Below are 25,703 nucleotides of genomic sequence, written 5' to 3' on the forward strand. Positions count from 1 at the left end.
GTGTCTTCTTTCATGAGGGGCGCGCTATTATTTTTGGAGGCGCAGGCACACTCAGTCATTGCGACGACATTTGGGCTCAGGGTTTACGCGGCGCGGGCCGCGCCCACGCCATCAGGAGCTTTCTTTTCATGCCTACGACGAAGCCGGCCATCAAGGCGGCATCGCTGACCGTTGCGCAACTGCTTGAGCGCTCGGCCTGGTTTCCGCTGCTCGACGAAGCCGCGCGCGAACGCGTGCGCGACGAGATCCGCGAGGTCGAAGTAGCAGCGGGCGCCGCCCTGTGCCGGCGCGGCGACACGCCCCTGCACTGGTACGGCACGCTCGAGGGGCTTCTGAAGTGGTCGATCACCTCGAGCGATGGCCGCTCGGTGACGTTCGGCGGGCTCTCGGTCGGCAGCTGGTTCGGCGAAGGCACGCTGCTGCGCGGCGCTCCGCGCTCGGCCGACGTCATTGCGCTGCGGCCGAGCCGCGTGGCCCAGCTGCCGGTAGAGACTTTCGAGTGGCTGCACCGCACGCAGCGCGGCTTCGATCATTTTTTGCTGCAGCAGCTCAACGAGCGGCTGCACTGGTTCATGGGCAACTACGCGGCCCACCGGCTGCTCGACACCGACAGCCAGGTGGCCCGTGCACTGGCGGGGCTGTTCCATCCGTGGCTGTATCCGGGCAGCGAGCCGCATCTGCAAACATCCCAGGAGGAGATTGCCAATCTTTCCGGCGTGTCGCGCCAGCGCTGTAATGCGGCGCTGAACCGGCTGAAGGAGGCGGGGTTTCTGCGGATCGAGTACGGGGGGATTACTGTGATCGACCTGGAAGGGCTGCGGCGCTTCATCGAATAGGCGGCCCGCGCCCGTCACTTCACTGCGCCGATTTCGCCTTGTCCGCCAGCCGCTTGCGGTACTCCGTCGTCGTCACGCCCGCGAAGCCCCAGTCGTCGGTGTCGATTTCCTCGATGACGATGTGCGTCCATTCGGGCGGCTTGTTCAGCACGCGTTCCAGGGTTTCCGTGAATTCGGCGATGACCTGGGTCTTCTGCTCGCGCGTGACGCCGTCGCGGGTGATCTTCAGGTTGATGAAAGGCATGGTGCGCTCCTTGGAATGGATGGATGAATGAACGAGACGATTACCACTTGCCCGTACTCATGCCGCCGTCCACCGGCAGCACCACGCCCGTCGTGAAATCGGCGCTCGTGAGGTAGAGCACGGCGTCGGCAATCTCGCGCACGGTTGCGATGCGGCCGGCGGGAGAGAGGCGGTTCAGGAAGCCGTGCTGCTCGGGCGTGTACAGCGGCGTGTCGACGATGCCGGGCGCCACCGCATTCACCTTGACGTTGTGCGGTGCAAGTTCGAGTGCCAGCGCCCGTGTCGCGGCGTTGATGCCGCCCTTGATCAGCACCGGCAAGGCGGCCGGCACCTGCTGGTTCGGCTGCAGCGCAATGCTTGCGGTGATGTTCACGATGTGGCCCTGGCGGCGCGCCATCATGTGCTTTGCCGCGGCCTGCGAGGCGTAGACGAAGCCCTTGAGGTTCGTGGCCACCAGTTGGTCGAGTTCTTCCTCGGTGTACTCGACGAACGGCTTGGCGTTGAAGATGCCCGCATTGTTGATGAGCACGTCGACCTGGCCGAAGCGCTCCACGGCGCGGTCGACGAGTTGCTGCGCGGTGTTGCGGCTGCCGATGTCGCCGGCCACGCCGAGAAAACGCGTCGGGTTGCCGAGCTGCTTGGCCGCGGCCGCAAGGCGTTCATCGGTGCGCGCATTCGCGACCACGTTGAAGCCGCGTTCCAGATAAGCCTGCGCGAGGCCCAGGCCGATGCCACTCGAGGCACCGGTGATGACGACCGTGGACGGGGTGTTGAGGGTGTCTTGCATTTCGGTACTCCAAAGAGTTGAGGGAATGGATGAACTGTATTGATGACGCCCCAGGAGATAAATCACTAGACTCGTACTTCACTTGATACGCGAGGTAATCAATCCATGCAGCGGCAGTTCGGCGACATCCTTCTCGGCAGCATCGAACTCTTCTGCCTGGCGTCGGAAACGGGCGGCTTCACTTCGGCGGCACTCGCGGCGGGCGTGACGCCGGCGGCCGTGAGCCGCTCGATCTCGCGGCTCGAAAAGCGGCTCGGCTTGCGCCTCTTCGTGCGCACCACGCGCAGCGTGCGGCTGACCGACGCGGGCCGCTCCTACTTCGCGCAATGCCGCCAGGCGCTGACGCAGTTGGCCGAAGCCGAGCGCGAGGTCATGGGCCAGCAGGCGCAGCCTTCCGGCACGCTGCGCATCAGCGTGCCCACCACCTACGGCCATCACCGCCTGCTGCCGCTGCTGCCGCTGTTTCGCGAACGCTTTCCCGACATCCGGCTGCACGTGCACCTGAGCAACCGCAACATCGACTTTGTGGAAGAGGGCTACGACATGGCCGTGCGTGTGCGCGCCCAGCCCGACTCCACGCTGATCGCGCGGCACCTGGAGGATGCGCAGCTGGTGGTGGTGGCCAGCCGCAAGTACCTCAAAAAGGCGGGCACGCCGCGCACGCTGGACGATCTCTCCGCGCACGAGTGCATTCAGTTCGAGCTGCCCAGCAGCGGCCGCCGCATCTCATGGCTCTTCAAGGAGAACGGCAAGGACCGTGAGATCTTCGCGGACAGCGCCTACAGCTGCTCCGACGATGTGCTGGGCGGCGTCACGCTGGCCAAGAGCGACGCCGGGCTCTTTCAGGCCTACCGCTTCGTGGTGGAAAAAGAGCTCGCCGACGGCTCGCTGGTCGAGGTGCTGAAGCCCTTCGCAGGCCGCTCGCGACCTTACACGCTGCTGTACCCGGACGGGCGGCACGTGCCGCTGCGCATGCGAGTGTTCATCGACTTCCTGATGGCGCAGCGGGCCACCTGAAGCGCCTTACACACCCAGCAGTTCCTCGAGCGCCTGAGGTTCGGCCAGCAAGTCGGCCGACGCGCCGTGCCGCACGATCTGCCCCTTCTCCATCACCATCGCCAGGTCGGTGTGCGCAAGCACCTTGCGGTAGTCGCGGTCGACGATCAGCGTGGCGATGCCGGTCGCGCGGATCTCGCCGATCACACGCCAGATCTCGGCCACGATCAGCGGCGCCAAGCCTTCGGTGGCTTCGTCGAGGATCAGCAGGCGCGGGTTGGTCATCAGCGCGCGGCCGATGGAGAGCATCTGCTGCTCGCCGCCCGAAAGCTGCTGGCCGCCATGCGAGAGCCGCTCCGCAAGCCGCGGAAAGGTGGCCATCACGCGGTCGAAAGTCCAGGCGCGGTGCCCATCGATGCCCGCGCGCTCGCTCATCACGAGGTTCTCGCGCACCGAGAGGTTCGGGAAGATGCCGCGGCCTTCGGGCACGTAGCCGATGCCGAGGCGCGCCATCTTCTCTGGCGGCCAGCCGGTGACCGTGCGGCCATCGACCTGTACTTCGCCCGATGCGGGACGCACGTAGCCCATCATGCTGCGGATCAGCGTGGTCTTGCCCATGCCGTTGCGCCCGAGCAGGCCGACCGACGTGGCGGCCGGAATGCCGGCATGCACACCGCGCAGGATGTGGCTGTTGCCGTAGTAGGTGTTGAGATCGCGGACGACGAGCATGTCAGTGGTCTTCTCCGAGGTAGGCAGTTCGCACTTCCGGGTTTTCGCGGATCGAGGCAGGGTCGCCGGTGGCGATGACAGTGCCGTTCACCATCACCGTGATGCGGTCGGCAATGCGGAACACCGCATCCATGTCGTGCTCGACCAGCAGGATCGCATGGGTCGACTTCAGCCGTGCGAGCAGCGTGAGCATGCGGTCGGTTTCCTCGGCGCCCATGCCCGCGAGCGGTTCGTCGAGCAGCAGCACGCGGGGCTTGGTGGCCAGGCACATCGCCACTTCGAGCTGGCGCTGCGCGCCGTGGCTCAGCGTGCCGGCAACGCGCCGGGCTTCGTTCGACAGGCCCGCGGCCTCGAGCGCCGCATCGGCCGCCGCATTGCTGGCCGCGCAGCGCTGCGACGACTGCCACACGGTCCAGGGCCGCGCCGTGGCGGCCTGCGCCGCGAGCCGGCAGTTCTCGTGCACGCTGAACTCCGGGAAGATGGTCGTGCGCTGGTAGCTGCGGCCCACGCCGGCACGCGCGCGTCGCCATTGCGCGCGCTGCGTGACGTCGATGCCGTCGAGCGCGATGCGGCCTTCGGAGGCTTCGATTTCACCCGAAAGCATGTTGATGAGCGTCGACTTGCCCGCGCCGTTGGTGCCGATCACCGCATGCACTTCGCCGACGTGCAGGTCGAGCGTGACGGCGTTGACAGCGGTGAGGCCGCCGAAGCGGCGCGTGAGGCCTTGAACGGAAAGAAGAGCGGTAGCGTTCATGGTTTTGCTCCTTCCCCTTCCGGGGGAAGGTTGGGATGGGGGCAGGCAGGGCGCCCGATGGTGGCGCCGCTTGCCCCCACCCCGGCCCTCCCCCGGAAGGGGAGGGAGAAACACAGGGAGCAGCTCATGCAGCCTCCTTGGGCGACAGTCGCTTCACCAGGCCGATCAGCCCCTTCGGCAACAGCGCCACGAACACGATGATCGCGATGCCCAAGGTCAGTTGCCAGTGGTCCGCGAGCGGCCCCATCACCGCATGCGTCGAGAAGATCTCCTTCAGCAGCGTGAATGCAATAGCGCCGATGACGGCCCCGCGCAAATGGCCGAGGCCACCGAGGATCACCATCAGCAGCACCTCGCCCGAGTTGTGCCAGGCCATGAGCTCCGGGTTGACCACGCCGTCGCGCGACGCCAGCAGAAAGCCCGCGAGCCCGGCCAGCGCGCCCGCCAGCACGAAGGCCGCGAGCTTGTAGCCGTACACCGGAAAGCCCGCCGCACGCATGCGCTGCTCGTTCACGCGGATGCCCGCCAGCGCCGCGCCGAAGCGCGAGCGGCGAACCAGCGCCAACAGCCCGTAGGTGAACACCAGCGACGCGAGCACCACATAGAACAGCACCATGCGGTTCTCCAGGTCGAGCTTGCCGATGGCCGGCCGCACGTACATGTAGATGCCGTCGCTGCCGCCGCCCACCTTGGTGTCGTGGAACACGAAGAAGGCCATCTGCGCGAAGGCCAGCGTCACCATGATGAAGTACACGCCGCGCGTGCGCAGGCTCAGCGCACCCACGAACAATGCATACAGCGCCGCCGCGCCCATGGCCGCCGGCAGCAGCAGCGCGAGGTTGCCGCCCTCGTTGCCCGAGGCCAGCACCGTGACGTAGGCACCGATACCGTAGAACGCCGCATGGCCCAGGCTCACGAGCCCGGTCATGCCGACCAGCAGTTCGAGGCTCAGCGCGAAGATCGACAGGATCATCACCTTGACGACGAAGTCGGAAACGTAGTTGCCCATGAGAGGGCCGAGCACGCCGATGGCAATGGCGCAGGCCACCGGCACGGCGAACGCGCCAAGCCGCATGGAGGTGGTGCGCATGGAGGTGGTGGCTTGGGTCATGGCCGCCTCCCCATCAGCCCTTCGGGCTTCCATATCAGCACGATGGCCATCAACAGATAGATGCCGATGCCGCTCAGGTCCGCGAAGAACACCTTGCCGAAGGTGTCGACGAAACCCACCAGCAGCGACGCCAGCAACGCACCGGTGATCGAGCCGATGCCGCCGATCACCACCAACACGAAGCAGATGATGAGCACGCTCGCGCCCATGTTCGGATACACCGAGGACATCGGCGCCGCGATCATTCCGGCCAATGCCGCGAGCGCCACGCCGGCTGCAAAGACGATGCGGTAGAGCCGCTTCACGTCGATGCCCAGGCCGCGCACCATGTCGCGGTTGCTCGCACCCGCGCGGATCATCATGCCGAGGCGCGTGCGGTTGACCACCCAGTACAGCCCCACCGCGAGCACTATGCACGCGGCCGAGGCAAAGAGCCGGTACCACGGATAGCTCATGACGTTGCCCAGCGCAAAGCTGCCGTCGAGCCATGCCGGCACCTTGACGCCGTGCACGTCGTTGCCAACGAGGATGGAGCGCAGCTCCTCGAACACCAGGATGAGCCCGTAGGTCATCAGCACCTGCTGCAGGTGGTCGCGCTGGTACAGGTAGCTGAAGAAGGCCCATTCGAGCAGATAGCCGAACACGGCCGCCAGCACCACGCCGGCCACCAGCATCAACAGGAACTGGTCGCCGAACAGCGGCGCGAGCGCGAACGCCATGTACGCGCCGATCATGTAGAAGCTGCCGTGCGCCAGGTTGATCACGCCCATGATCCCGAAGATCAGCGTGAGCCCCGAGGCCACCAGGAAGAGAAGGAGTCCGTACTGAACCGAGTTCAGGCACTGGACGAGAAAGGTGCCGAAGTCCACGTTAGGTCATACCGGTAGGAGGGCTTGGAGAGCGTGGCGCAAAGCGCCCGCGATTGTTCGTGAGACACCGCGGATCCGGCTTTGCCGGTCCGCTGGTGTCGCCCCCTCGAGGGGGGAGTCGAGCTACACGAAGTGAGCGAGGGACGGGGTTGGGTCGATCACATCCTGCAGCCGCGGGCCGGATCGGCCAGCCCCTTGATCGCCGTGCTCACCAGCTTGTTCTCCTTGCCGTCCACCTTGCGCAGGTAGATGTCCTGCACCGGGTTGTGCGACTTGCTGATGGTGAACGTGCCGCGCGGGCTGTCGATCTTCGCCTTCTCGATGGCGGCCGTGAACTCGGCCTTCTTGCCGATGTCGCCCTTGGTGGCGGCAAGGCCCACGCCCAGCATCTGCGCTGCGTCGTAGCCCTGCACGGCGTACACGTCGGGCTGCAGCTTGAAGGCCTTGGCATAGCCCACGCGGAAGGCGTTGTCGCGCGCGGTGTTGAGGCCGTCGGCGTAATGCAGCGTGGTCAGCATGCCTTGGGCGGCATCGCCCTGCGCATCGAGCGTGCCATCGGTCAGGAAGCCCGGGCCATAGAGCGGAATGGTCTTGTTGAGGCCGGCCGCCTGGTAGTCCTTGACGAACTTCACCGCGCCGCCGCCCGCGAAGAAGGCGTACACCGCGTCGGGCTTGGCCGCCGCGATCTCGGTCAAGAGCGCCTGGAACTCGACGTTGGGGAAAGGCAGCGTGAGCTGCTTCTCGACCTTGCCGCCGTTCTTCTCGAAGCCTTCCTTGAAGCCGTTGACCGACTCCTCGCCGGCCGCGTACTTCCAGGTGATGGTCATGACCTTCTTCTTGCCCTGCTGCTTGGCCGCCACTTCGCCCATGGCGTAGGCCGGTTGCCAGTTGCTGAACGAGCTGCGGAAGATGTTGGGTGCGCACATCGGGCCGGTGACCGCGTCGGCACCGGCGTTCGGCACGATCAGCACGGTGCCGCTTTCTTTCGCGGCCTTGGCCATGGCCATGGCGACGCCGGAGTGCACGGTGCCCACGATCACGTCGACGTTGTCGCGCTTGATCAGCTTGTTGACGTTGTCGGTCGCCTTGGCGGGATCAGACTCGTCGTCGACCTTGAAGTATTCGATCTCGCGGCCGGCGAGCTTGCCGCCGTGTTCTTCCACGTAGAGCTTGAAGCCGTTCTCAATGGCCACGCCCAGTGCGGTGAAAGTGCCGCTGTACGGCAGCATCAGGCCGACCTTGAGCTTGCCGGTGCCCTGAGCGCCGGCGGCGGATGCCAGTGCGGCGAATGCGATCGCCGTGAGCGCGAGGCGGGCGGTGCGGATGGTCATGATGGCTGTCTCCTGTTTTTGCCAATGAAAGAAGTGGTCGCGACGATGACACGATCCGGCTGATCGCGATGCGGGGAATGCCCGCATTCCGAGATTTCCAACAGTTCGCAGCCGGGCACGCGCGCCGCGATGCCGCGGATTTGCGCCATCGTGCCGTATCCGTCGCCCGTGCCCTGGATGGCGAGCACCGGGCAGCGGATGGTGTCGAGCTCGGCCTCGATGTTCCATTCACGGAAGGGCGGATGGAGCCAGATACGGTTCCAGCCCCAGAAGGCCGAGTCGGCATTGTCGTGGTAGCGGCCGAGCTTTTTCGGCAGGTCGGTGCCGAGGTAGGCGCTGCGCGCCTGTTCGATGTTCTCGACGGTCACGTCTTCCACGAAGATGTGCGGCGCGAGGACCACGAGGCCTTGCACGCGGTCCGAAAAACGCGAGGCATAGAGCAGCGAGATCGAGCCGCCGTCGCTGTGGCCGAAGAGCCAGGGTTTGTCATCGTTGCCGATGTTCAACGACGTGAACAGCGCGGGCAGCACCTCGTGCGCCTGGCGGTGCATGAAGTCGACGTCCCAGATCTCGTTTTCTTCACGCGGCGTAGAACGGCCGTAGCCGGGTCGCGAGAACACGAGGCCGCGCGCGCCAGCGGCTTCGCAGAGCTGCGCGGGAAAGTCCTTCCACATGGCGACGGAGCCGAGGCCTTCGTGGAGGAAGACGATGAGCGGGGCGTTCTTCCGCTCGGGTGCGATCCATTGGCACTCGATGCGCACGGGGCGGCCGCGCCAGTCGATGGTGGTGAAGTCGGGACTCATGGCTGTTGCTCCTTCCCCCTTTGGGGGAAGGCGGGGATGGGGGCTCGCGGCACTGGCAACAGCTGTGCGCATGCAAACGCCGATGCCCCCACCCCAACCCTCCCCCGGGAGGGGAGGGAGCAAGACAGGGAACCGCTCATGCCTGCTTCTCCCGCTCACGCAACCTGAACCGCTGGATCTTCCCCGTCGCCGTCTTCGGCAGCTCCTGCACGAACTCCAGGAACCGCGGGTACTTGTACGGCGCAAGCCGTTCCTTCACGAAGGCCTTCAGCTCGTCGTCGGTGATCGAGTGGCCGTCTTTCAGCACGACGAAAGCCTTGGTCTTGGTGAGCCCGTCCGAGTCTTCCTTGCCGATCACCGCAGCTTCGAGCACCGAGGGATGCTGCATCAGCGTGCCCTCGACCTCGAAGGGCGACACGTAGATGCCGCTGACCTTCAGCATGTCGTCGCTGCGGCCGGCATAGGTGTAGTAGCCATCGGCATCGCGCGTGTACTTGTCGCCGCTCTTGGTCCAGCCGCCCTGGAAAGTCTCGCGCGACTTCTCGCGGTTGCACCAGTACATGAGCGCCGCACTGGGGCCGCGGATATAGAGGTCGCCCACCTCGCCATCGGATACCGGGCGTCCGTCCTCGCCGCGCAGTTCGACGTCGTAGCCTTCCACCGGCTTGCCGGTGGTGCCGTAGCGCACGTCGCCGGGGCGGTTGGAAAGAAAGATGTGCAGCATCTCGGTGGAGCCGATGCCATCGATGATCTCGCAGCCGAAGTGCGCCTTGAAGCGCTGCGCGATTTCGCCCGGTAGCGCCTCGCCGGCGGAAGAGCACATGCGCAGCGCCACCTGCTCGCGCGCCGGCAGCTTCGGCGAGGCGAGCATGCCAGCAAAGCCGGTCGGCGCGCCGAAGAAAACCGTTGGCTTTTGTTCGGTCCAGCGGCGGAAGGTGGCGTCGGGCGTGGGGCGTTCGGCCATCAGCACAACGGTCGCGCCGACCGACAGCGGAAAGGTCAGCGCATTGCCGAGCCCATACGCAAAGTACATCTTCGCCGCCGAGAAGCACACGTCGTCTTCGGTGAGGCCGAGCACCGGCTTGCCGTAGAGCTCGGCCGTCCACCACAGGTTGGCGTGCGTGTGGACCGTGCCCTTGGGCTTGCCGGTGGAGCCGGAGGAATACAGCCAGAAACCGGGGTCGTCCGCGGCCGTGGCCACGGGCGATGCCATTGGCTCGGCAGCGGCGAGCGCGGCTTCGAATTCCTGCGCGCCCGCAGGCAGCGCGCCCGTGGGCTGCGAAGCGATCAGCGTGTGCACTTCATGCGCGCCGCGGTTCATCGCGTCTTGCAGAGTGGGCAGCAGCGCGCCCGATACCAGGACGGCCTGCGCGCGGCTGTGGTCGAGCATGTAGGCGTAGTCGTCGGGCGTGAGCAGCGTGTTGACGGCGACGGGAACGACACCCGCATAAAGGCAGCCCAGAAAACTCACAGGCCAGTCGTTGGTGTCGAGCATCAGCAGCAGCACGCGCTCTTCGCGGCGCAGGCCTGCGGCCTTCAGCGCAGCGGCCAGGCGGCGCGCGCGGTCTTCCAGCTGGCCGTAACTCAGCGTGCCGCGGTCGTCGATGTAGGCCGGGCGTTCGGCGCGACCGCGGTTGAGGGCGAACAGGTGTTCGGCAAAATTGAATCGTGCGGGCGGGCTCGTCATGGGATCTCCTTGGGCCGTGTTCTTTTTTCTAGAGGCCGAGCTGCGCGAGCACGCCGGGGCTCGCCTGCACGGCGCTGCGGCGATGGTAGAAGTCCAGCGCGCGCAGTCCGCCGAGCTCGGCGCCGCCGCCCGCACGGCCCGGGCCGCCGTGCAGCGACATCGGCATCACGTTGCCGTGGCCGGTGTGAGCCTGTGCCACTTCGGGCGTGACCACGTGCACGCGGCCATGGCTCGGTGCCAGGGCCAGGGCAGCCTGTGCGAGCGTGGCGTCGTCGCTGCCGTAGAGCGAAGTCACCAGCGAACCCTGGCCGCGGTGCGCCAGCGCGATGCCGTGCGCCAGGTCGCGGTAGGGCAGCAGCGTGGCGACGGGGCCGAACACTTCCACGTCGTGCACCCGGACAGCCGCATCGGCATCGCGGGCACCCAGCAGCACCGGGCCGATGCAGGCGGCCGTGGCCGGATCGGCGTCGATCAGCGGCGTGTTGCGGCCGTCGTACAGCACGGTGGTCTGCGCGGAAAGTGCTTCCAGGCCTTCGTTCACGGCGTGAAGCTGGGCGCGGCTCACGAGGGCGCCCATGCGAACGCTCTCGTTGCGCGGATTGCCGACCGTCACGCCTTTGAGCTTGGCGCCAATGGCTTCGGCCGCGGCGTCGTACACCTCGGCCGGCACCAGGATGCGGCGGATGGCGGTGCACTTCTGGCCCGACTTCACCGTCATCTCGCGCACCACTTCGCGCACGAGCAGGTTGAAGGCTTCGCTGCCGGGCGCGGCGCCGGGCATGAGCAGAGCGCTGTTGAGGCTGTCGGCCTCGATGTTCACGCGCACCGAACGCTCGGCCACCGCCGGGTGCGAGCGGATCACCGCCGCCGTTTCGGCCGAGCCGGTGAAAGAGACCACGTCGAAAGGCTGCAGCGCATCCATCAATCCGGCGGAACTGCCGCAGACCACCGACAGCGCGCCGGCGGGCAGCACGCCCGCATCGACCACGTCCTTCACCATGCGCTGCGTGAGCCAAGCGGTGGCCGTGGCGGGCTTCACGATCACGGGCACGCCGGAGAGCAGCGCGGGCGCGGCCTTTTCCCACAGTCCCCATGACGGGAAGTTGAAGGCGTTGATGAAAAGCGCCACGCCCTGCGTCGGCACTTGCACGTGCTGCGACTGGAACACAGGCTCCTTGCCGAGCTTGACTGCGTCGCCGTCGCGCAGCGCGCGCACGTCGCCCAGGCTGTCGCCCCACTTGGCGTACTGGCCGAGGGTGAAGATCGCGCCGTCGATGTCGACGGCCGAGTCGTTCTTCACCGTGCCCGAGTTGGCCGTGGCAATCTCGTAGTAGGCATCGCGGTTGGCCTGCAGCACCTTCACGATTGCGCCGAGCAATGCCGCGCGCTGGCGGTAGGTGAGGGCGCGCAGCGCGCTGCCGCCCTGTTCGCGAGCAAAGGCAAAGGCCGCGGGCAGGTCGAGGCCGGTGGCATCAACGCGCACGAGCTCGTTGCCCAGCACCGGGTCGAACAAGGGCATGCCAGCGCCCGATCCGCTTTGCCAGCGGCCGGCGACGTAGTTGGGTAGGAGCTCGGTCATGGGGTGAATTTGATCTGCCCTTCGGGCAAGAGATAGAGAACCAGCGCGCGGCCTTGCGCCACGGTCGGACGGTGGGCGGTGCCGGGCCCGTAGACACACCAGCCCGCGGGCCGTCCGTCGAAGGTGGCGTCGGCGTTGCCCTCGAGCGGCATGATCAGGTCGATCTCGCCGTTCGGGTGGGTGTGATGCGGCCCGGCGATGTCCTGCATGTCGACCACGTCGACCGAAAACCGGTGCAGCGCATCGTCGGCCTTGAACACGCGGCCATACTTGATGCCCCCGCCTTCGCGCTCGCACAGCCAGCCTTCGGCCACGCCGCCGATGCAGGCTTGGCGCAGCTGCTCGAAACGGGGGCTGCCAGCGCCATGGGTGGCATTGAGCCACTGGTCGAGCTGTTCGTCGAGCGGCCTGCCGGCAATTTCGGCGGTCAGGCCGGCGATCAACTGATGAAATGCTTCCTTGCTGGACATTTGGCGGGCTTCCTTTGGGAGGCTGGCTGGCAGCGTTGGCGCCACAGCGAAACTTACGATCTACCTTGCAGGATTCGTGCGCGTGCAGTATCTTGCTTGTGGTCGAACAATAAGCACCGAGACATCGGGTGTCAAGCAATATAGTGCATATACGGTGTTTACCCTGAGCGCGCACAATCCCGGCCAAGAACGAGGACTTGCATGAACGAGCATGTAGACGCGGTGCTGCCCGCCGCGCGCGACGGCAACCACGCCAGCAACGCCACCACGCCGGGAGAAGCCAGGAATCCATTGTTGGCCGCTTTGGGCGACCGCGTGCGCAACCTGCGCGCGCAGCGCGGCCTCACGCGCAAGGCGGTGGCGGTGTCGGCCGGCGTCTCGGAGCGGCACCTTGCCAATCTCGAATACGGCATCGGCAATGCGTCGATCCTCGTGCTGCAGCAGGTGGCCGGTGCGCTGCACTGCTCGCTGGCCGAACTGGTCGGCGACGTGACCACCAGTTCGCCCGAGTGGCTGCTGATCCGCGAGCTGCTCGAGCACCGCAGCGAGGCCGACCTGCGCCGCGTGCGCGTGGCGCTGGGCGAGTTGCTGGGCACGGCCTCGGTCGATCCGGCACGGCATCGGCGCATCGCGCTCGTGGGCCTGCGCGGCGCGGGCAAGTCGACACTGGGGCAGATGCTGGCAGAAGACCTCGACGTGCCCTTCATCGAGCTGAGCCGCGAGATCGAAACGCTGGCGGGCTGCAGCGTGCGCGAGATTCACGACCTCTACGGCACCAACGCCTACCGCCGTTACGAACGCCGCGCGCTCGAAGAGGCCGTCCAGATCTACAGCGAAGTGGTCATTGCCACGCCGGGCGGTATCGTGTCCGACCCCGCCACCTTCAACGAGCTGCTCGCGCACTGCACCACCGTGTGGCTGCAGGCGGCGCCCGAAGAGCACATGGGCCGTGTGGCCGCCCAGGGTGACACCCGCCCGATGGCCGCCAGCAAGGAGGCCATGGAAGACCTGCGCCGCATTTTGAACGGCCGCGCGGCCTTCTATTCGAAGGCCGACCTGTCGGTCGATACCAGTGGCAAGACGCTGGCGCAAAGCTTCCAGGCGCTGCGCGCCGTCGCCCATCAGTCCATGCGCCCGGGCGCCTGATCTGCTGATTTGAAAAAAAGCAATTCAGGCATTGACTTGCCTGTTCGCATGCAGCATGATGCATGTCATCGGAACCAGAATATGCATTATTCTTCCGGTTTGCATCTGGCCCACAGGAGACTTCCGTATGACCGAGACCACGACCCTTCAGGCGCCCCCGCGCGTCGACTACCGCATCGAACCCACGCAATACAAGCACTGGAAGCTCAGCTTCGAAGGCTCGGTAGCGCGCCTGGTGCTCGACATCGCGGAAGACGGCGGCATTCGCCCCGGCTACAAGCTCAAGCTCAACAGCTACGACCTGGGCGTGGACATCGAGCTGAACGACGCGCTCAACCGCGTGCGCTTCGAGCACCCTGAAGTGCGCAGCGTGATCGTCACCAGCGGCAAGGACCGCATCTTCTGTTCGGGCGCCAACATCTTCATGCTGGGTGTGTCGAGCCACGCATGGAAGGTGAACTTTTGCAAGTTCACCAACGAGACGCGCAACGGCATCGAAGACACGTCGAAGCACTCGGGCCTGAAGTTCATTGCGGCCGTGAATGGCGCCTGCGCCGGCGGGGGCTACGAGCTGGCATTGGCCTGCGACGAAATCCTGCTGGTGGACGACCGCTCCTCGGCCGTGTCGCTGCCCGAAGTGCCGCTGCTCGGCGTGCTGCCCGGCACCGGTGGCCTCACCCGCGTGACCGACAAGCGCCACGTGCGCCATGACCTCGCCGACATCTTCTGCACCAGCGTCGAAGGCGTGCGCGGCCAGCGCGCGGTCGAGTGGCGCCTGGTCGATGCGGTGGCCAAGCCGGCGCAATTTGCCGCCGCCGTGCAGGAGCGCGCCGCACAGCTCGCCGCCGGCAGCGATCGCCCCGCGGGCGGCAAGGGCGTGGCGCTGACCCGCCTGGAGCGCACGGAAACCGCCGACAGCCTCAGCTATTCGCACGTCGACATCCAGATCGACCGCAGCAAGCGCACCGCCACCATCACCATCAAGGCGCCCACCGGCGCGCAGCCCGCGGACATTGCCGCCATCGAAGCGGCCGCTGCCGCGTGGTGGCCGCTCGCAATGTGCCGCCAGCTCGACGACGCCATCCTGAACCTGCGCACCAACGAGCTCGACATCGGCACTTGGCTGCTCAAGACCGAAGGCGACGCAGAGGCCGTGCTCGCATCGGACGCTGTGATGCTCGCCAACAAGGACCACTGGCTGGTGCGCGAAACCATCGGCGCGCTGCGCCGCACGCTGGCGCGCCTGGACGTGTCGTCGCGCAGCCTGTTCGCGCTGGTCGAGGCGGGTTCCTGCTTTGCCGGCACGCTGGCCGAGGTCGCATTTGCGGCCGACCGAACCTACATGCTGGCACTGCCCGACGATGCCGCGCGCGCACCAAAGCTCGTGCTGAATGAATTCAACTTCGGCTTCTTCCCGATGGTGAACGACCAGAGCCGCCTGCAGCGCCGCTTCTATGAAGAAGCCGCACCGCTCGACGCCGCCCGCGCAGCCGCCGGCAAGCCGCTCGATGCCGACGAGGCACTGAAGCTCGGCCTCGTCACCGCCGCGCCAGACGACATCGACTGGGAAGACGAGATCCGCATCGCCATTGAAGAGCGCGCCGCCATGTCGCCCGATGCACTCACCGGCCTGGAAGCCAACCTGCGCTTCGCCAGCAAGGAGAACATGGCCACCCGCATCTTCGGCCGGCTCACCGCCTGGCAGAACTGGATCTTCAACCGCCCCAACGCCGTCGGCGAAAAGGGTGCGCTGAAGGTCTACGGCACCGGCGAGAAAGCCGGCTTCGATTTGAACCGCGTCTGACGAAACCGCAGTCCCGCACAACCCAAGGAACAACGATGAGCACGATCAACTACAGCGAGAAGATCCCCAACAACGTCAACCTCGGCGAGGACCGCACGCTGCAGCGCGCGCTCGAAGGCTGGCAGCCCAACTTCATCAACTGGTGGGACGACGTGGGCCCCGAGGGATCGACCAATCACGAGGTGTACCTGCGCACGGCGGTGAGCGTCGATCCGCAGGGCTGGGCGCAGTTCGGCCACGTGAAGATGCGCGACTACCGCTGGGGCATTTTCCTGAACCCGGGCGATGCCAACCGCGAAATCCACTTCGGCGACCACAAGGGTGAGAAGGCCTGGCAGGACGTGCCCGGTGAACACCGCGCCAACCTGCGCCGCATCATCGTGACACAGGGCGACACCGAACCCGCATCGGTCGAGCAGCAGCGCCACCTGGGCCTGACTGCGCCGAGCATGTATGACCTGCGCAACCTGTTCCAGATCAACGTGGAAGAAGGCCGCCACCTGTGGGCCATGGTCTACCTGCTGCACAAGCACTTCGGCCGCGACGGCCGCGAGGAAGCCGAGGCGCTGTTGCAGCGCACCTCGGGCGACGTGGACAACCCGCGCATCCTGGGCGCCTTCAACGAGAAGACGCCCGACTGGCTCGCGTTCTTCATGTTCACCTACTTCACCGACCGCGACGGCAAGTTCCAGCTGGCCGCGTTGGCCGAGAGCGCATTCGATCCGCTCGCGCGCACCACGAAGTTCATGCTGACCGAAGAAGCGCACCACATGTTCGTGGGCGAAAGCGGCGTCTCGCGCGTCCTGGCGCGCACCGCGCAGGTCATGAACGAGCTCAAGACCGACGACGCGCAGAAGGTGCGCGCCGCCGGCGCCATCGACCTGGGCACCATCCAGCGCTACCTGAACTTCCACTACAGCGTGACCATCGACCTGTTCGGCGCCGACCAGTCGAGCAACGCCGCCATTTTCTACAGCTCGGGCCTGAAGGGCCGCTACGAAGAAGGCAAGCGCGGCGACGACCACGTGCTCAAGGGCCAGACCTACAAGGTGCTCGAGGTGAAGGACGGCCAGCTCCTGGAGAAGGACGTGCCGATGCTCAACGCGCTCAACGAAGTGCTGCGCGACGACTTCATCAAGGACTCCGTGGCCGGCGTGGGCCGCTGGAACAAGGTGCTCGAGAAGGCCGGCATCCCGACCCGCCTGACGGTGCCGCACAAGGCCTTCAACCGCCAGATCGGCGCGCTCGCCGGCATCAAGATGTCGCCTGAAGGCCGCGTGGTGAACGAAGTCGAATGGGCCGCCAAGAGGGACGAATGGCTGCCGAGCGCCGAAGACTTCGCTTTCGTGGCATCGTTGATGGGCCGCGTGGTGGAGCCGGGCAAGTTCGCTGGCTGGATCTCGCCGCCGGTGATGGGGATCAACCGCCAGCCGGTCGATTTCGAGTACGTGCGTTTCGGTTGATTGGTATTTGGGTATTGCTCCTTCCCCCCTCTGGGGGAAGGCTGGGATGGGGGCAACAGCGGCGTGACCACGACAAGTGCCGCGTGCCCCCACCCAACCCTCCCCCAGAGGGGGAGGGCTCTAGGAGAACATCATGGACATGGCCGTTGAAGCCGGAGTGATCAAGCAGCACCTGATCGACCCCGAGATCTGCATTCGCTGCAATACCTGCGAGGCCACCTGCCCCGTCAACGCGATCACGCACGACGACAACAACTACGTCGTGCGGGCCGACGTCTGCAATGGCTGCATGGCCTGCATCTCGCCGTGCCCCACGGGCTCGATCGACAACTGGCGCACGATGCCCCTGGTGCGCGCCTACTCGATCGAAGAGCAGCTCACCTGGGAGTCGCTGCCAGCCGAACTCTCGCCCGAAGAGCTCGAAGCCGCGGGCGTGTCCGCCGAAGCGGCTGGCGATGCGGCAGCCGCCGTGCCCGCACAGACCCAGGCGCAAGCCCAGGCCGCGGTCGAATCCGTCGAGCCGGTTTTCAACTCGGCGCAATACGGCGCCACCGTGCCCCCGTGGTCGGCCGCGCACGCCTACACCAACCTGTTTGCGCCCAAGGCGCCGACAACCGCCACCGTGGTCGGCAACTTCAACTGCACCGAGGCGGGCTTCGACAGCGAGACGCACCATATCGTGCTCGACTTCAGCGTGGTGCCGTTCCCGGTGCTCGAAGGCCAATCGATCGGCATCGTTCCGCCGGGTGTCGATGCCATTGGCAAGCGCCACCATGCGCGCCAGTATTCGGTCGCCAGCCCGCGCAACGGCGAGCGGCCCGGCTACAACAACGTGTCGCTCACGGTGAAGCGCGTGACCGAAGACCACCAGGGCGATCCGGTGCGCGGCGTGTGCTCCAACTACGTGTGCGACCTGAAGGTGGGCGACACGGTGCAGGTGGTCGGACCCTTCGGTTCGTCGTTCCTGATGCCGAACCATCCCAAGTCGCACATCGTGATGATCTGCACCGGCACCGGCAGCGCGCCCATGCGCGCCATGACCGAATGGCGCCGGCGCCTGCGCAAGAGCGGCAAGTTCGAAGGCGGCAAGCTCATGCTGTTCTTCGGCGCGCGCACCCAGCAGGAGCTACCGTACTTCGGTCCGCTGCAATCGCTGCCGAAAGACTTCATCGACATCAACCTCGCGTTCTCGCGCACGCCCAACCAGCCCAAACGCTACGTGCAGGACCTGATGCGCGAACGTGCCGCCGACCTGGCCGCGCTGCTGAAAGACGGCGCAAGCCACTTCTACGTGTGCGGCCTCAAGAGCATGGAAGAAGGCGTGGTGCTCGCTTTGCGCGATGTCGCCAAGGAAGCCGGGCTCGACTGGGACACAGTCGGTGCCGCATTGAAGCGCGAAGGCCGCCTGCACCTCGAAACGTACTAAGCTGCGGCGAATGAAGTTCGCCGACTTCCACGCCGGCCAGGTCATCGAGGCCGGGCCCTATGTCGTTTCCGAAACGGAACTGATCGGGTTCGCGCAAGCCTACGACCCGCAGTGGTTCCACACCGATCCCGTCGCCGCGGCGGACAGCGCCTTTGGCGGACTGATCGCGAGCGGCTGGCACACCTGTTCGATCGCGATGCGCCTCGTGGTCGATGCCGCGCTCGAAGGGTCCGAGTCGTTCGCGTCGCCGGGGCTCGAGCATGTGCGCTGGCCCCATCCGGTGCGGCCCGGCGATGCCTTGCGGCTGGTGGCCGATGTCATCGAGGCGCGGCGCTCGGAAAAGCGTCCCACGCTCGGCATCCTGCGCTGGCGCTGGCGGCTCTTCAATCAGCGCGAACTCATGGTGCTCGATGTGGAAGTCACGAGCCTGTTCAGGCTAGAGCCGCTCGGCTGATTCGCCGAACAAAAAGAAGCCCGCAACGCGCGGGCGCTGCGGGCTTCATGGGACTTTACGGCCCAAGCGTGTTACTTCGTGACGTCGACGGCGCCCGAGCCCTTGGCCTTGCCGCTGGCTTTCACGCCGGCACCCGAAGGCTTCACCGCGCCGCCGGCCGAGCCTACGGCGCCGGTCGCGCTGTTCAGCGTGCCGCCCACGGTATTGGTGACGCCGCCTGCCGCATTGGTGGCGCCGCCGACGGCGCCCGTCGCACCGCTCACAGCCCCGGTGGCACCGCCGACGGTATCGGTCGCTTTGCCCACCGCACCCGTTGCACCGCCCACCACACCGCCGAGCGTGTTGCCCAGGCCGCCCGCTGCACCGCCGGCATTTCCGCCAGTGGAGGTGGACGTGCCGGCCGTTGCGGCAATTCCCGCCCCTGCACCTGCACTGCCCTGGGCCGGTGCGGTCTTGACGGCACCCGAGGTGTTGACATCGGCATTCACGCCCACGCCGACGCCCACGCCTTGTGCCTGTGCGAAGCCGCTCATGGCGAGAAGGCCTGCGAGCAAGGCGCCGACGACGATGGACTTGTGTTGTTGTTGCTGCTTCATAGGTGACTTTTCCTTTCGTTTGAAGATGGCCGGTGATCGGCCCGAACCGGCTTGGGGCCAGTTCGGTCGCTACCGTCGCGGGCCGCTCCTATGTCGCCATGTGCGAGATGGCCGCTCGCTGGTGTGGGACCTCTCCGTCGTCGGAAACCGGGTCTCGTGCGTTAGGGCCGCGGCTCTTGGTGGTGTTCGAAACGCGACCGCTCAAAACAGCCCCAAAAATCCCTCTATAATTCGACTCCTGAAATGCGGGAATAGCTCAGTTGGTAGAGCGCAACCTTGCCAAGGTTGAGGTCGAGAGTTCGAGACTCTTTTCCCGCTCCACATTTCATGCAAAAGGCCACCTCACCGGTGGCCTTTTCTTTTGGTCGCTGCGAATTGTTCAGCCTCTTGCGGGCAGCACCGTCCCACGGCTCTCGCCGAAGCCGATGCGCGCACGCCCCGGCTTCTCGCACCAGCCGCGCAGCAGCACCGCATCGCCGTCTTCCAGAAACCCTCGCTGCTCGCCGTTGGCAAGAGTGACCGGGCTTTGCGCGGCGCGCGTCAACTCGATGATGGCGCCGGCCTCTCCCGGACCTGGTCCCGAGATGGTCCCGCTGCCGAACAAGTCACCGGGATTCAGGCTGCAGCCACCCACCGTGTGGTGCGCCACCATCTGCGCCACGCTCCAGTACTGGTGCCTGAAGCTCGTGCGCGACAGGCGGGAAGGCCCGCTTCTGTTGCGCGCCTTCTCGCTTTCCAGCCACACCTCCAGGCGGATGTCGATGGCGCCGCTGTCACGGTTCGCCGGGCTTTCAAGGTAGTCGAGCGGCTGGGGCTCATTGGCGGGCCGCGTCCATGCCTGCCGGTAGGGCGCCAGCGCTTCCATCGTCACGATCCACGGCGAGATGGTGGTCGCGAAGTTCTTGGCAAGAAAGGGCCCGAGCGGTGCCATCTCCCAGAACTGGATGTCGCGCGCCGACCAGTCGTTGAGCAGGCAGATGCCGAAGATGTGTTCTTCCGCGCGCGCGAGCGGAATGGGCTCGCCGGCCGCACTGCCCTCGCCGATCCACACACCCAGCTCCAGCTCGTAGTCGAGCCGCGCACAGGCGTGGTACGTGGGCGCCTTCGCGCCCGGCGCCATCGTCTGGCCCATCGGCCGATGGAAGCGCTGGCCGCTGACGCCGATGGTCGATACGCGCCCATGGTAGGCCGTGGGAATCCAGCGGAAGTTGGGCGTCACGTCGCCGTCTGGATTCATCAGCCGGCTGATGTTCAGCGCATGATCGATGGAGGTGTAGAAGTCGGTGTAGTCGCCGATGCGTGCGGGCACCGTGTATTCGACCTCGGCCTGCGGCACCAGGCACTCGCGCACGGCATGCACCGTGGCGGCAGGTGCATCACTCCGCAGCAATGCAAACACCGCGTGGCGCAACGCCTGCCAGGCGGCGCCGCCGAGCGCGAAGAAATCGTTGAGCGCCGGCAGCGCGGCGGCACGCGCCGCATCGAGCGCGAGGCCGTCGAGCAATTGACGCGCGGAGAGCGCCGCCATGTCGAGCACCTGGTCGCCAATGGCCACGCCGCCGCGAAACGGTTCCGGACTGCCCGTGCGGCGGAACACCGCATACGGCAGGTTCTGGATCGGGAAGTCGGTTCCTTCGATATTCGCCGTGTCGACCCAGCTCGTGGCGCCGGCGTCGTGCGTGTGGTTGAGCGCAATCATTTATCTCTCGCCTCCCGCGTTCAGACCGACGCCATCAGCGCATCGTCGAAGATCGCCACCGCGCGCGTCCACCCGGCCGACGCGCCGCGGATCTTGTGCGGAAAGCAGCTGATGAAAAAGCCCGTGGGCGGCAGCACCTCGAGGTTGTGCAGCTTCTCCAAGTGGCAGTAGCCGATGTCGCGGCCGGCCTTGTGGCCTTCCCAGATCAGCGAGGCATCCTGCGTCTCGCCGTATTTCTTGGCCGTGTGCACGAAGGGCGCATCCCAGCTCCATGCATCGGTGCCCGTGAGGCGCACGCCGCGCTCCAGCAAATACATGGTCGCTTCGTAGCCCATGCCCGCGCCGGCCGAGACGTAGTCGGGGTGGCCGTAGCGCGAGCCCGCGCGCGTGTTCACCACCACGATCTCCAGCGGGCTCAGTGTGTGGCCGATGCGCTTGAGCTCGGCCTCCACGTCATCGGCGGTCACCACGTAGCCATCGGCGAAATGCCGGAAGTCGAGCTTCACGCCGGGCTGGAAGCACCATTCGAGCGGCACCTCGTGAATGGCGATGGCGGGCTTCTTCTCGCCCAGCGCCTTGTCCATGGTCGAGTGGAAGTGATAGGGCGCATCCAGGTGCGTGCCGTTGTGCGTGGAAAGTTGCACCAGCTCCACGGCCCATCCTTCGCCATCGGGCAGGTCTTCTTTCTTCAACCCCGGAAAGAAGGGCTCGATCTGCTCGTAGGTCTGCTCGTGCGTGAAGTACTGGATCTTCGGCGCGAAGGCCGGTGGGTCGGACAGCACATCGTTTTCGAGAAAGATCGAAAGGTCGACGAATTTGCGTGGCATGGTGGGGCTCCTTGCAGGGTATTGATGTTGGAGTGAAGAGTTCAGGGCTGCTGCCAGCGCAGCAGGCGCTTCTCGGCAAAGGCCAGCAGCGCGTTGCTCACGAAGCCGATGAGCCCGAGCAGCACGATCCCGGCGAACAGGTCGCTGGCGCGAAACGCGCGCGCCGCGAGAAGAATGGCCTGGCCCAGGCCACTTTGCGAGGCGATCATTTCGCCCACCACTGCAACGATGAGCGCAATGGTCAGCGCGAGCCGCATGCCGGCCAGGATGTCGGGCATCGCGTTGGGCAGGCCCATCTTCCAGACGAAAGCCGCACGCGACATCTGCAGGCATCGCGCCACCTCCGACAGCCGCGGCTCCACCGCCGCAAAGCCGTGCACCGTGGCCAGTAGCACCGGCCACATTGCGCCGAACGCCACCACGAACAGCACCATGCCGGGGTTCAGCCCGAAGATCGAAATGGCCAGCGGCAGCAGCGCCGAGGCGGGCAGGGGGCGGATGAATTCGAGCGTCGGCTGCACCCATGCGCGCACCGCAGGCGATACGCCGATGGCCGCACCCAGCAGCACGCCGAAGAGCGAGGCCAAAAGCCAGCCCTGCACCATGCGGCCGACGGTGGCCTGCGTGAAGGCGAGCAGCTCGCCGTGACCCGAACCGCCTGAGAGATTGAGCCCTTCGAGCAGGCTCGCGAAAGTGGCTTGCGGTGTCGGCAGGAACACGCGGCTTACCCAGCCTGCATTGCTTGCCGCCCACCACAGCGCAATGAATGCGCACAGCACGGCGAACGAACCCAGCCAGTTCATCACACCGACACGGCTGCGGGCGTTCATGGCTGCACCCCCATGCGCCGCGCGACCACGCGCTGCAGCAGCAGCATGCCCGCGTTGACCGCAAAGCCCACCACGCCGATCCAGCCCAGCCATGCGAGCATCAGCGCGGGATCGAAGCTCTGCTGCGCGATCATCATCGCGTAGCCCATGCCGTTGGGGTTGGCCGCGATCTCCACCGTGACCGCCACCACCAGCGCCACCGCCACGCCCAGCCGCAGCGCAACGAACAGGCGCGGCACGATGGCCGGAAGCACGATCTTGAAAGCCCGCTCGCGCGCCGAGAGGCCCAGCACGCGGCTCACTTCGAGAAGCCGAGGCTCGATCTGCTGCACCGCCGACTGCACCAGCACCAGGAGCGGCCAGAAGGTGGCGAAGGCGACGATCGCCAGCTCCATGCGCACGCCGAATCCGAAGGTCAGCATCGCGAGCGGAATCAGCGCCACGGAAGGCACGGGCCGCAGCACCTCGATCGACATTGAGCCCAGCTGCGCCGCGCGACGGGAGAGCCCCAGCACCAGCCCGAATGCGATGCCGAGCACCGCGCCCAGCACCAGCCCGAGCGCGGCCGTGCCCAGCGTGAAGCCGGTGGCCTGCCAGAGCGAGCCGTCGAGCGCTGCGCCGACGAAAGCCTTGGCGGCCGCACTCGGCGGTGCGAGCGCATCGCTGCCCAATGCGGATGCACGGCGCGCATACCACTCGAAGGCGCCGATGAGCACGGCCGGAAAGATCCACGGCCGCAGCCAGCGAAAGAAGCCGCGTTCAGTCATGGCCTTGCTCGATGAAAGCGAACAGCTCACGCCGCAACTGCAGATACTCCGGATGCTCCTTCGTCGTGAGCTGGTCGCGCGGGCGCGGAATCTTCACGTCGATCATCCGCGCGAGGCTCGGCCGGCCCGGCCCCGGATTGGCCTGCAGCGCGATCACGCGGTCGCCGAGGTAGATGGCTTCTTCCAGGTCGTGCGTGACGAACAGCACCGTCAGCCCGTCGTCGCGTACAAGCCGCGCAAGTTCGTCCTGCAGGCTCTGGCGCGTGAGTGCATCGAGCGCGCCGAAGGGTTCGTCCATCATCATCAACTCGGGCTTCTGCGCCAGGCAGCGCGCAATCTGCGCGCGCTGCTGCATGCCGCCCGAAAGCTGCACCGGAAACTTCTGTGCATGTTTCGAAAGGCCCACCTTGCCCAGTACGTCGGCAATGCGCGGCGCGCGCTCGGCCGCGGGCACGCCGGCCGCTTCGAGCGCGAGGCTCACGTTGCCTTCGACCGTGCGCCAGGGCAGCAGCGCGCGGCCGTAGTCCTGGAACACGAAGGCCACTTCGCGCGAGGGCTGCGTCATCTTCACGCCGTTGCGGCGCACCTCGCCGGCACTCGCGGTCACGAGCCCGCTGGCGGCACGCAGCAGCGTGGTCTTGCCGCAGCCGCTCGGGCCGACGATGCAGACGAACTCGCCGCGCGCAACGTCAAACGAAGTTGGCGACAGGATCTCGCGGCCGCCGAGCCGGATCGTGACGCCGTCGAAGCGAAGAAAGTCGTCTGCAGCGTTCACTTGGCGATCAACTTCGCAACGTCGATCGGGGTCTTCAGCATGTCCTGGTCCTTCATCAGGCCGACCCAGTAGCCCAGCTGCTTCTCGTTCACCATGGCGCCGGGCGGCGAGATCTGGATCTTCGAGAGCACCTCGGGCGGCAGCTTGATGTACTTGCCGATGGCGGCGCGCACCTTGGCGTCGTTTTTCGGCTGCTGCATGAAGGCGGCGGCCTCGACCAGCGATTCGCGGAATGCACGCGCGGCGGCCGGGTTCTTCATCACCCACTCGCGCTTGGCCGCATGCACGATGGTCTGGTTGTTCTCGGGCAGGAAGGTCGAGTAGTACGACGCCACGTAGCCCGCACCGCTCTCGGTGATGCGGCTCATGAAAGGATCGGCCGACACCACCGCGTCGACCGAGCCGCCGCGCAGCAGGTCGGCATGCTGCGGGAAGGAGGCCTCGACGAAGTTGACCTTGCGGTAGTCCACGCCGCTGTCCTTGAGCCAGGCACGGAAGGTCACGTGCAGAAACGCGCCGAGCCCGGGCACGCCGATCTTCTTGCCCACGCAGTCCTGCGGGTTCTTGATGCCCGAGCCGGCGCGCGCCACCAGGCCGAAGCCCGTGATGGTCTTCGACGTGAGCCCGCCGCCGGCCACCAGCACCAGGTCGAGCCCGCCGTCCACCGCCTGCAGGAACACCGAGGGCGTGGGTCCGCCAATTTGCAGCGAGTCAGACTGCAGCGCCGCGGGAATGGTGGAGTTGAGCGGAATGAACTTCAGCTCCACGTCGAGGTTGCGCTTCTTGAAGTAGCCCTCTTCGGCCGCCAGGAAGACCGAGGCGAAGTCGGACACGGCCGTGTAGCCGAACACGATCTTCGGATTCGATTGCGCGCGCGAAGGCAGCGCCGCGGCGGCCGATGCGGCGGCCAGCGCCGACAGCAGGGTGCGTCTTTTCATCATGTCTTTTGTCTCCTGGAGGTGGTTTTCTTTGGCGGTGCCTTGTGCCGAGGCAGCGCGGCGCGCAGCCCGCCGACGATGAAGTTCACGAGCATCGGCGCCGCGGCCGGATCGCTGCGCCGGTTCTCGCCGTGCGAGAGCCGTTCGATGCGGCTGTCGGTCAGGTGATGCAGCAGCGCCCCGAGCGAGAACTGGTAGCACCAGGCGGCCTGCCCGCGCGTGGCATGCGGCAGTGCGACGTGCAGCGCGTCGATGTAGGCCTCGGCCAGCGGGTCGAAGTAGCCGCGCAGCACGCGGTCGGCTTCCTCGGTGGCGTGGTAGAGCTCGCGCGCCACCAGGAGCGCGTAGTACTCGCCCTCGGCGCTCGCACGCAGTGCCAGCACCGGCCCGGTGAAGGCCTCGATGATGCGCGGCAGCGTGCGCGCGTCGTCGGGGTCGTTGTTCACCGCCTTGAGGCCCGCGAGCCGCTCCTCGATGCTGTGGCTCCAGTGCTCGAAGATCGCGTGAAAGAGCTCGTGCTTGGGGCCGTAGTAATAGCCCACCAGCGCCAGCGGCACGGCGGCTTCCTCGGCAATCTGCCGGATGGTGACCGCGTGGTAGCCGTGCTGCGCAAAGAGTTTCTCCGCCGCCAGCAGGATCGCGTGGCGCCGGTCGGGCCGGGCCGCTTCGGCGGTGGCGGCCGCGGCACGGTGAGCGCTTCGTTTGACGGTCGGAGTGCGGGCATTCATGGGGCTGTATTGAACGTCTGTACAAAACTATTGAACACACGTACAAACCCTGAG

General features: G+C 66.4%; 26 protein-coding genes and 1 tRNA gene. 8 read left to right on the forward strand and 19 right to left on the reverse strand.

All coding sequences use genetic code 11. The features are described from left to right. Positions 1-128 precede the first annotated feature (128 nt). A complete protein-coding gene (locus tag BLR24_RS24820; protein ID WP_093022215.1) occupies positions 129-836 on the forward strand; it encodes a Crp/Fnr family transcriptional regulator in 708 nt (235 codons plus the stop codon). Between the two features lie 19 nt (positions 837-855). Here the strand turns inward: BLR24_RS24820 and BLR24_RS24825 are convergent, their stop codons facing one another. Both BLR24_RS24825 and BLR24_RS24830 read right to left on the reverse strand, forming a co-directional pair. Beyond that, positions 856-1,080 (reverse strand): tautomerase family protein, encoded by a 225-nt coding sequence (locus BLR24_RS24825; RefSeq protein ID WP_093022218.1) that lies wholly within the window; start codon positions 1,078-1,080, stop codon positions 856-858. A 40-nt stretch (positions 1,081-1,120) separates the two neighbouring features. Beyond that, complete coding sequence (locus tag BLR24_RS24830; RefSeq protein WP_093022221.1) at positions 1,121-1,867, reverse strand: SDR family NAD(P)-dependent oxidoreductase; 747 nt, start codon at positions 1,865-1,867, stop codon at positions 1,121-1,123. 105 nt (positions 1,868-1,972) lie between these two features. Here BLR24_RS24830 and BLR24_RS24835 point away from each other — a divergent pair, with 105 nt between their 5' ends. Next, positions 1,973-2,884, forward strand: a complete 912-nt coding sequence (locus BLR24_RS24835; RefSeq protein ID WP_093022224.1) for a LysR family transcriptional regulator — start codon at positions 1,973-1,975, stop codon at positions 2,882-2,884. A 6-nt stretch (positions 2,885-2,890) separates the two neighbouring features. On the opposite strand, the gene BLR24_RS24840 is transcribed toward BLR24_RS24835, so the two are convergent. The 9 genes from BLR24_RS24840 to BLR24_RS24880 form a co-directional block, all read right to left on the reverse strand. Then, positions 2,891-3,592 (reverse strand): ABC transporter ATP-binding protein, encoded by a 702-nt coding sequence (locus BLR24_RS24840; protein ID WP_055807081.1) that lies wholly within the window; start codon positions 3,590-3,592, stop codon positions 2,891-2,893. A 1-nt stretch (position 3,593) separates the two neighbouring features. After that, positions 3,594-4,346, reverse strand: a complete 753-nt coding sequence (locus BLR24_RS24845; protein ID WP_093022227.1) for an ABC transporter ATP-binding protein — start codon at positions 4,344-4,346, stop codon at positions 3,594-3,596. A 124-nt stretch (positions 4,347-4,470) separates the two neighbouring features. Beyond that, positions 4,471-5,457 carry a branched-chain amino acid ABC transporter permease gene (locus tag BLR24_RS24850; protein WP_254787558.1) on the reverse strand — a complete coding sequence of 329 codons (987 nt, stop codon included), beginning with the start codon at positions 5,455-5,457 and terminating at the stop codon, positions 4,471-4,473. After that, the gene (locus BLR24_RS24855; protein ID WP_093022230.1) at positions 5,454-6,326 is read right to left on the reverse strand and encodes a branched-chain amino acid ABC transporter permease; all 873 of its coding nucleotides are present in this window, start codon (positions 6,324-6,326) and stop codon (positions 5,454-5,456) included. Before BLR24_RS24855 ends, BLR24_RS24850 begins: the two co-directional genes overlap by 4 nt. A gap of 158 nt (positions 6,327-6,484) precedes the next feature. Next, on the reverse strand, positions 6,485-7,657 hold the full coding sequence (locus BLR24_RS24860; protein ID WP_093022233.1) for an ABC transporter substrate-binding protein: 1,173 nt from the start codon (positions 7,655-7,657) through the stop codon (positions 6,485-6,487). Then, on the reverse strand, positions 7,654-8,460 hold the full coding sequence (locus BLR24_RS24865; RefSeq protein WP_093022236.1) for an alpha/beta fold hydrolase: 807 nt from the start codon (positions 8,458-8,460) through the stop codon (positions 7,654-7,656). The genes BLR24_RS24860 and BLR24_RS24865 overlap by 4 nt, the downstream gene beginning before the upstream one ends. A gap of 136 nt (positions 8,461-8,596) precedes the next feature. Continuing rightward, the gene (locus tag BLR24_RS24870) at positions 8,597-10,147 is read right to left on the reverse strand and encodes a benzoate-CoA ligase family protein (RefSeq protein WP_093022239.1); all 1,551 of its coding nucleotides are present in this window, start codon (positions 10,145-10,147) and stop codon (positions 8,597-8,599) included. Between the two features lie 28 nt (positions 10,148-10,175). Then, a complete protein-coding gene (locus tag BLR24_RS24875) occupies positions 10,176-11,726 on the reverse strand; it encodes a 3,4-dehydroadipyl-CoA semialdehyde dehydrogenase (RefSeq protein WP_093022242.1) in 1,551 nt (516 codons plus the stop codon). After that, complete coding sequence (locus tag BLR24_RS24880; RefSeq protein ID WP_093022245.1) at positions 11,723-12,196, reverse strand: 4-hydroxylaminobenzoate lyase; 474 nt, start codon at positions 12,194-12,196, stop codon at positions 11,723-11,725. Before BLR24_RS24880 ends, BLR24_RS24875 begins: the two co-directional genes overlap by 4 nt. Before the next feature lie 201 nt (positions 12,197-12,397). On the opposite strand from BLR24_RS24880, the gene BLR24_RS24885 reads away from it, so the two are divergent. The 5 genes from BLR24_RS24885 (at position 12,398) to BLR24_RS24905 (ending at position 18,489) form a co-directional block, all read left to right on the forward strand. After that, entirely contained in the window at positions 12,398-13,342 is a 945-nt protein-coding gene (locus BLR24_RS24885; protein ID WP_093022248.1) for a helix-turn-helix transcriptional regulator, read from the forward strand. Positions 13,343-13,469: 127 nt separating this feature from the next. Further along, positions 13,470-15,146, forward strand: a complete 1,677-nt coding sequence (gene boxC, locus BLR24_RS24890; RefSeq protein WP_093022252.1) for a 2,3-epoxybenzoyl-CoA dihydrolase — start codon at positions 13,470-13,472, stop codon at positions 15,144-15,146. Positions 15,147-15,181: 35 nt separating this feature from the next. After that, positions 15,182-16,609 (forward strand): benzoyl-CoA 2,3-epoxidase subunit BoxB, encoded by a 1,428-nt coding sequence (boxB, locus tag BLR24_RS24895; protein WP_093022255.1) that lies wholly within the window; start codon positions 15,182-15,184, stop codon positions 16,607-16,609. 133 nt (positions 16,610-16,742) lie between these two features. After that, complete coding sequence (gene boxA, locus BLR24_RS24900) at positions 16,743-18,035, forward strand: benzoyl-CoA 2,3-epoxidase subunit BoxA (protein ID WP_093022258.1); 1,293 nt, start codon at positions 16,743-16,745, stop codon at positions 18,033-18,035. A gap of 10 nt (positions 18,036-18,045) precedes the next feature. Next, complete coding sequence (locus tag BLR24_RS24905; protein ID WP_093022261.1) at positions 18,046-18,489, forward strand: MaoC family dehydratase; 444 nt, start codon at positions 18,046-18,048, stop codon at positions 18,487-18,489. 71 nt (positions 18,490-18,560) lie between these two features. Here the strand turns inward: BLR24_RS24905 and BLR24_RS24910 are convergent, their stop codons facing one another. After that, entirely contained in the window at positions 18,561-19,085 is a 525-nt protein-coding gene (locus tag BLR24_RS24910; RefSeq protein ID WP_093022264.1) for an adhesin, read from the reverse strand. A gap of 245 nt (positions 19,086-19,330) precedes the next feature. Between BLR24_RS24910 and BLR24_RS24915 the strand changes: the two genes are divergently transcribed. Beyond that, positions 19,331-19,406: transfer RNA gene (locus BLR24_RS24915), tRNA-Gly, on the forward strand. Positions 19,407-19,464: 58 nt separating this feature from the next. Here BLR24_RS24915 and fahA read toward each other — a convergent pair. The 7 genes from fahA to BLR24_RS24950 are packed head-to-tail and all read right to left on the reverse strand — an operon-like array spanning position 19,465 to position 25,649. Next, entirely contained in the window at positions 19,465-20,784 is a 1,320-nt protein-coding gene (gene fahA / locus BLR24_RS24920; RefSeq protein WP_093022267.1) for a fumarylacetoacetase, read from the reverse strand. 20 nt (positions 20,785-20,804) lie between these two features. Continuing rightward, positions 20,805-21,611, reverse strand: a complete 807-nt coding sequence (locus BLR24_RS24925) for a cyclase family protein (protein WP_055807038.1) — start codon at positions 21,609-21,611, stop codon at positions 20,805-20,807. 41 nt (positions 21,612-21,652) lie between these two features. Next, positions 21,653-22,441: an ABC transporter permease gene (locus BLR24_RS24930; RefSeq protein WP_093022270.1), complete on the reverse strand. Its 789-nt coding sequence runs from the start codon at positions 22,439-22,441 to the stop codon at positions 21,653-21,655. Next, complete coding sequence (locus tag BLR24_RS24935) at positions 22,438-23,208, reverse strand: ABC transporter permease (RefSeq protein ID WP_093022273.1); 771 nt, start codon at positions 23,206-23,208, stop codon at positions 22,438-22,440. The genes BLR24_RS24930 and BLR24_RS24935 overlap by 4 nt, the downstream gene beginning before the upstream one ends. After that, positions 23,201-23,983 (reverse strand): ABC transporter ATP-binding protein, encoded by a 783-nt coding sequence (locus tag BLR24_RS24940; RefSeq protein WP_093022276.1) that lies wholly within the window; start codon positions 23,981-23,983, stop codon positions 23,201-23,203. The genes BLR24_RS24935 and BLR24_RS24940 overlap by 8 nt, the downstream gene beginning before the upstream one ends. Next, a complete protein-coding gene (locus tag BLR24_RS24945) occupies positions 23,980-24,924 on the reverse strand; it encodes an ABC transporter substrate-binding protein (protein WP_093022279.1) in 945 nt (314 codons plus the stop codon). The genes BLR24_RS24940 and BLR24_RS24945 overlap by 4 nt, the downstream gene beginning before the upstream one ends. Then, the gene (locus BLR24_RS24950) at positions 24,921-25,649 is read right to left on the reverse strand and encodes a TetR/AcrR family transcriptional regulator (RefSeq protein WP_093022282.1); all 729 of its coding nucleotides are present in this window, start codon (positions 25,647-25,649) and stop codon (positions 24,921-24,923) included. The genes BLR24_RS24945 and BLR24_RS24950 overlap by 4 nt, the downstream gene beginning before the upstream one ends. Positions 25,650-25,703 lie beyond the last annotated feature (54 nt).

The organism is Variovorax sp. OV700 (assembly GCF_900099805.1).
Lineage (GTDB): Bacteria > Pseudomonadota > Gammaproteobacteria > Burkholderiales > Burkholderiaceae_C > Variovorax.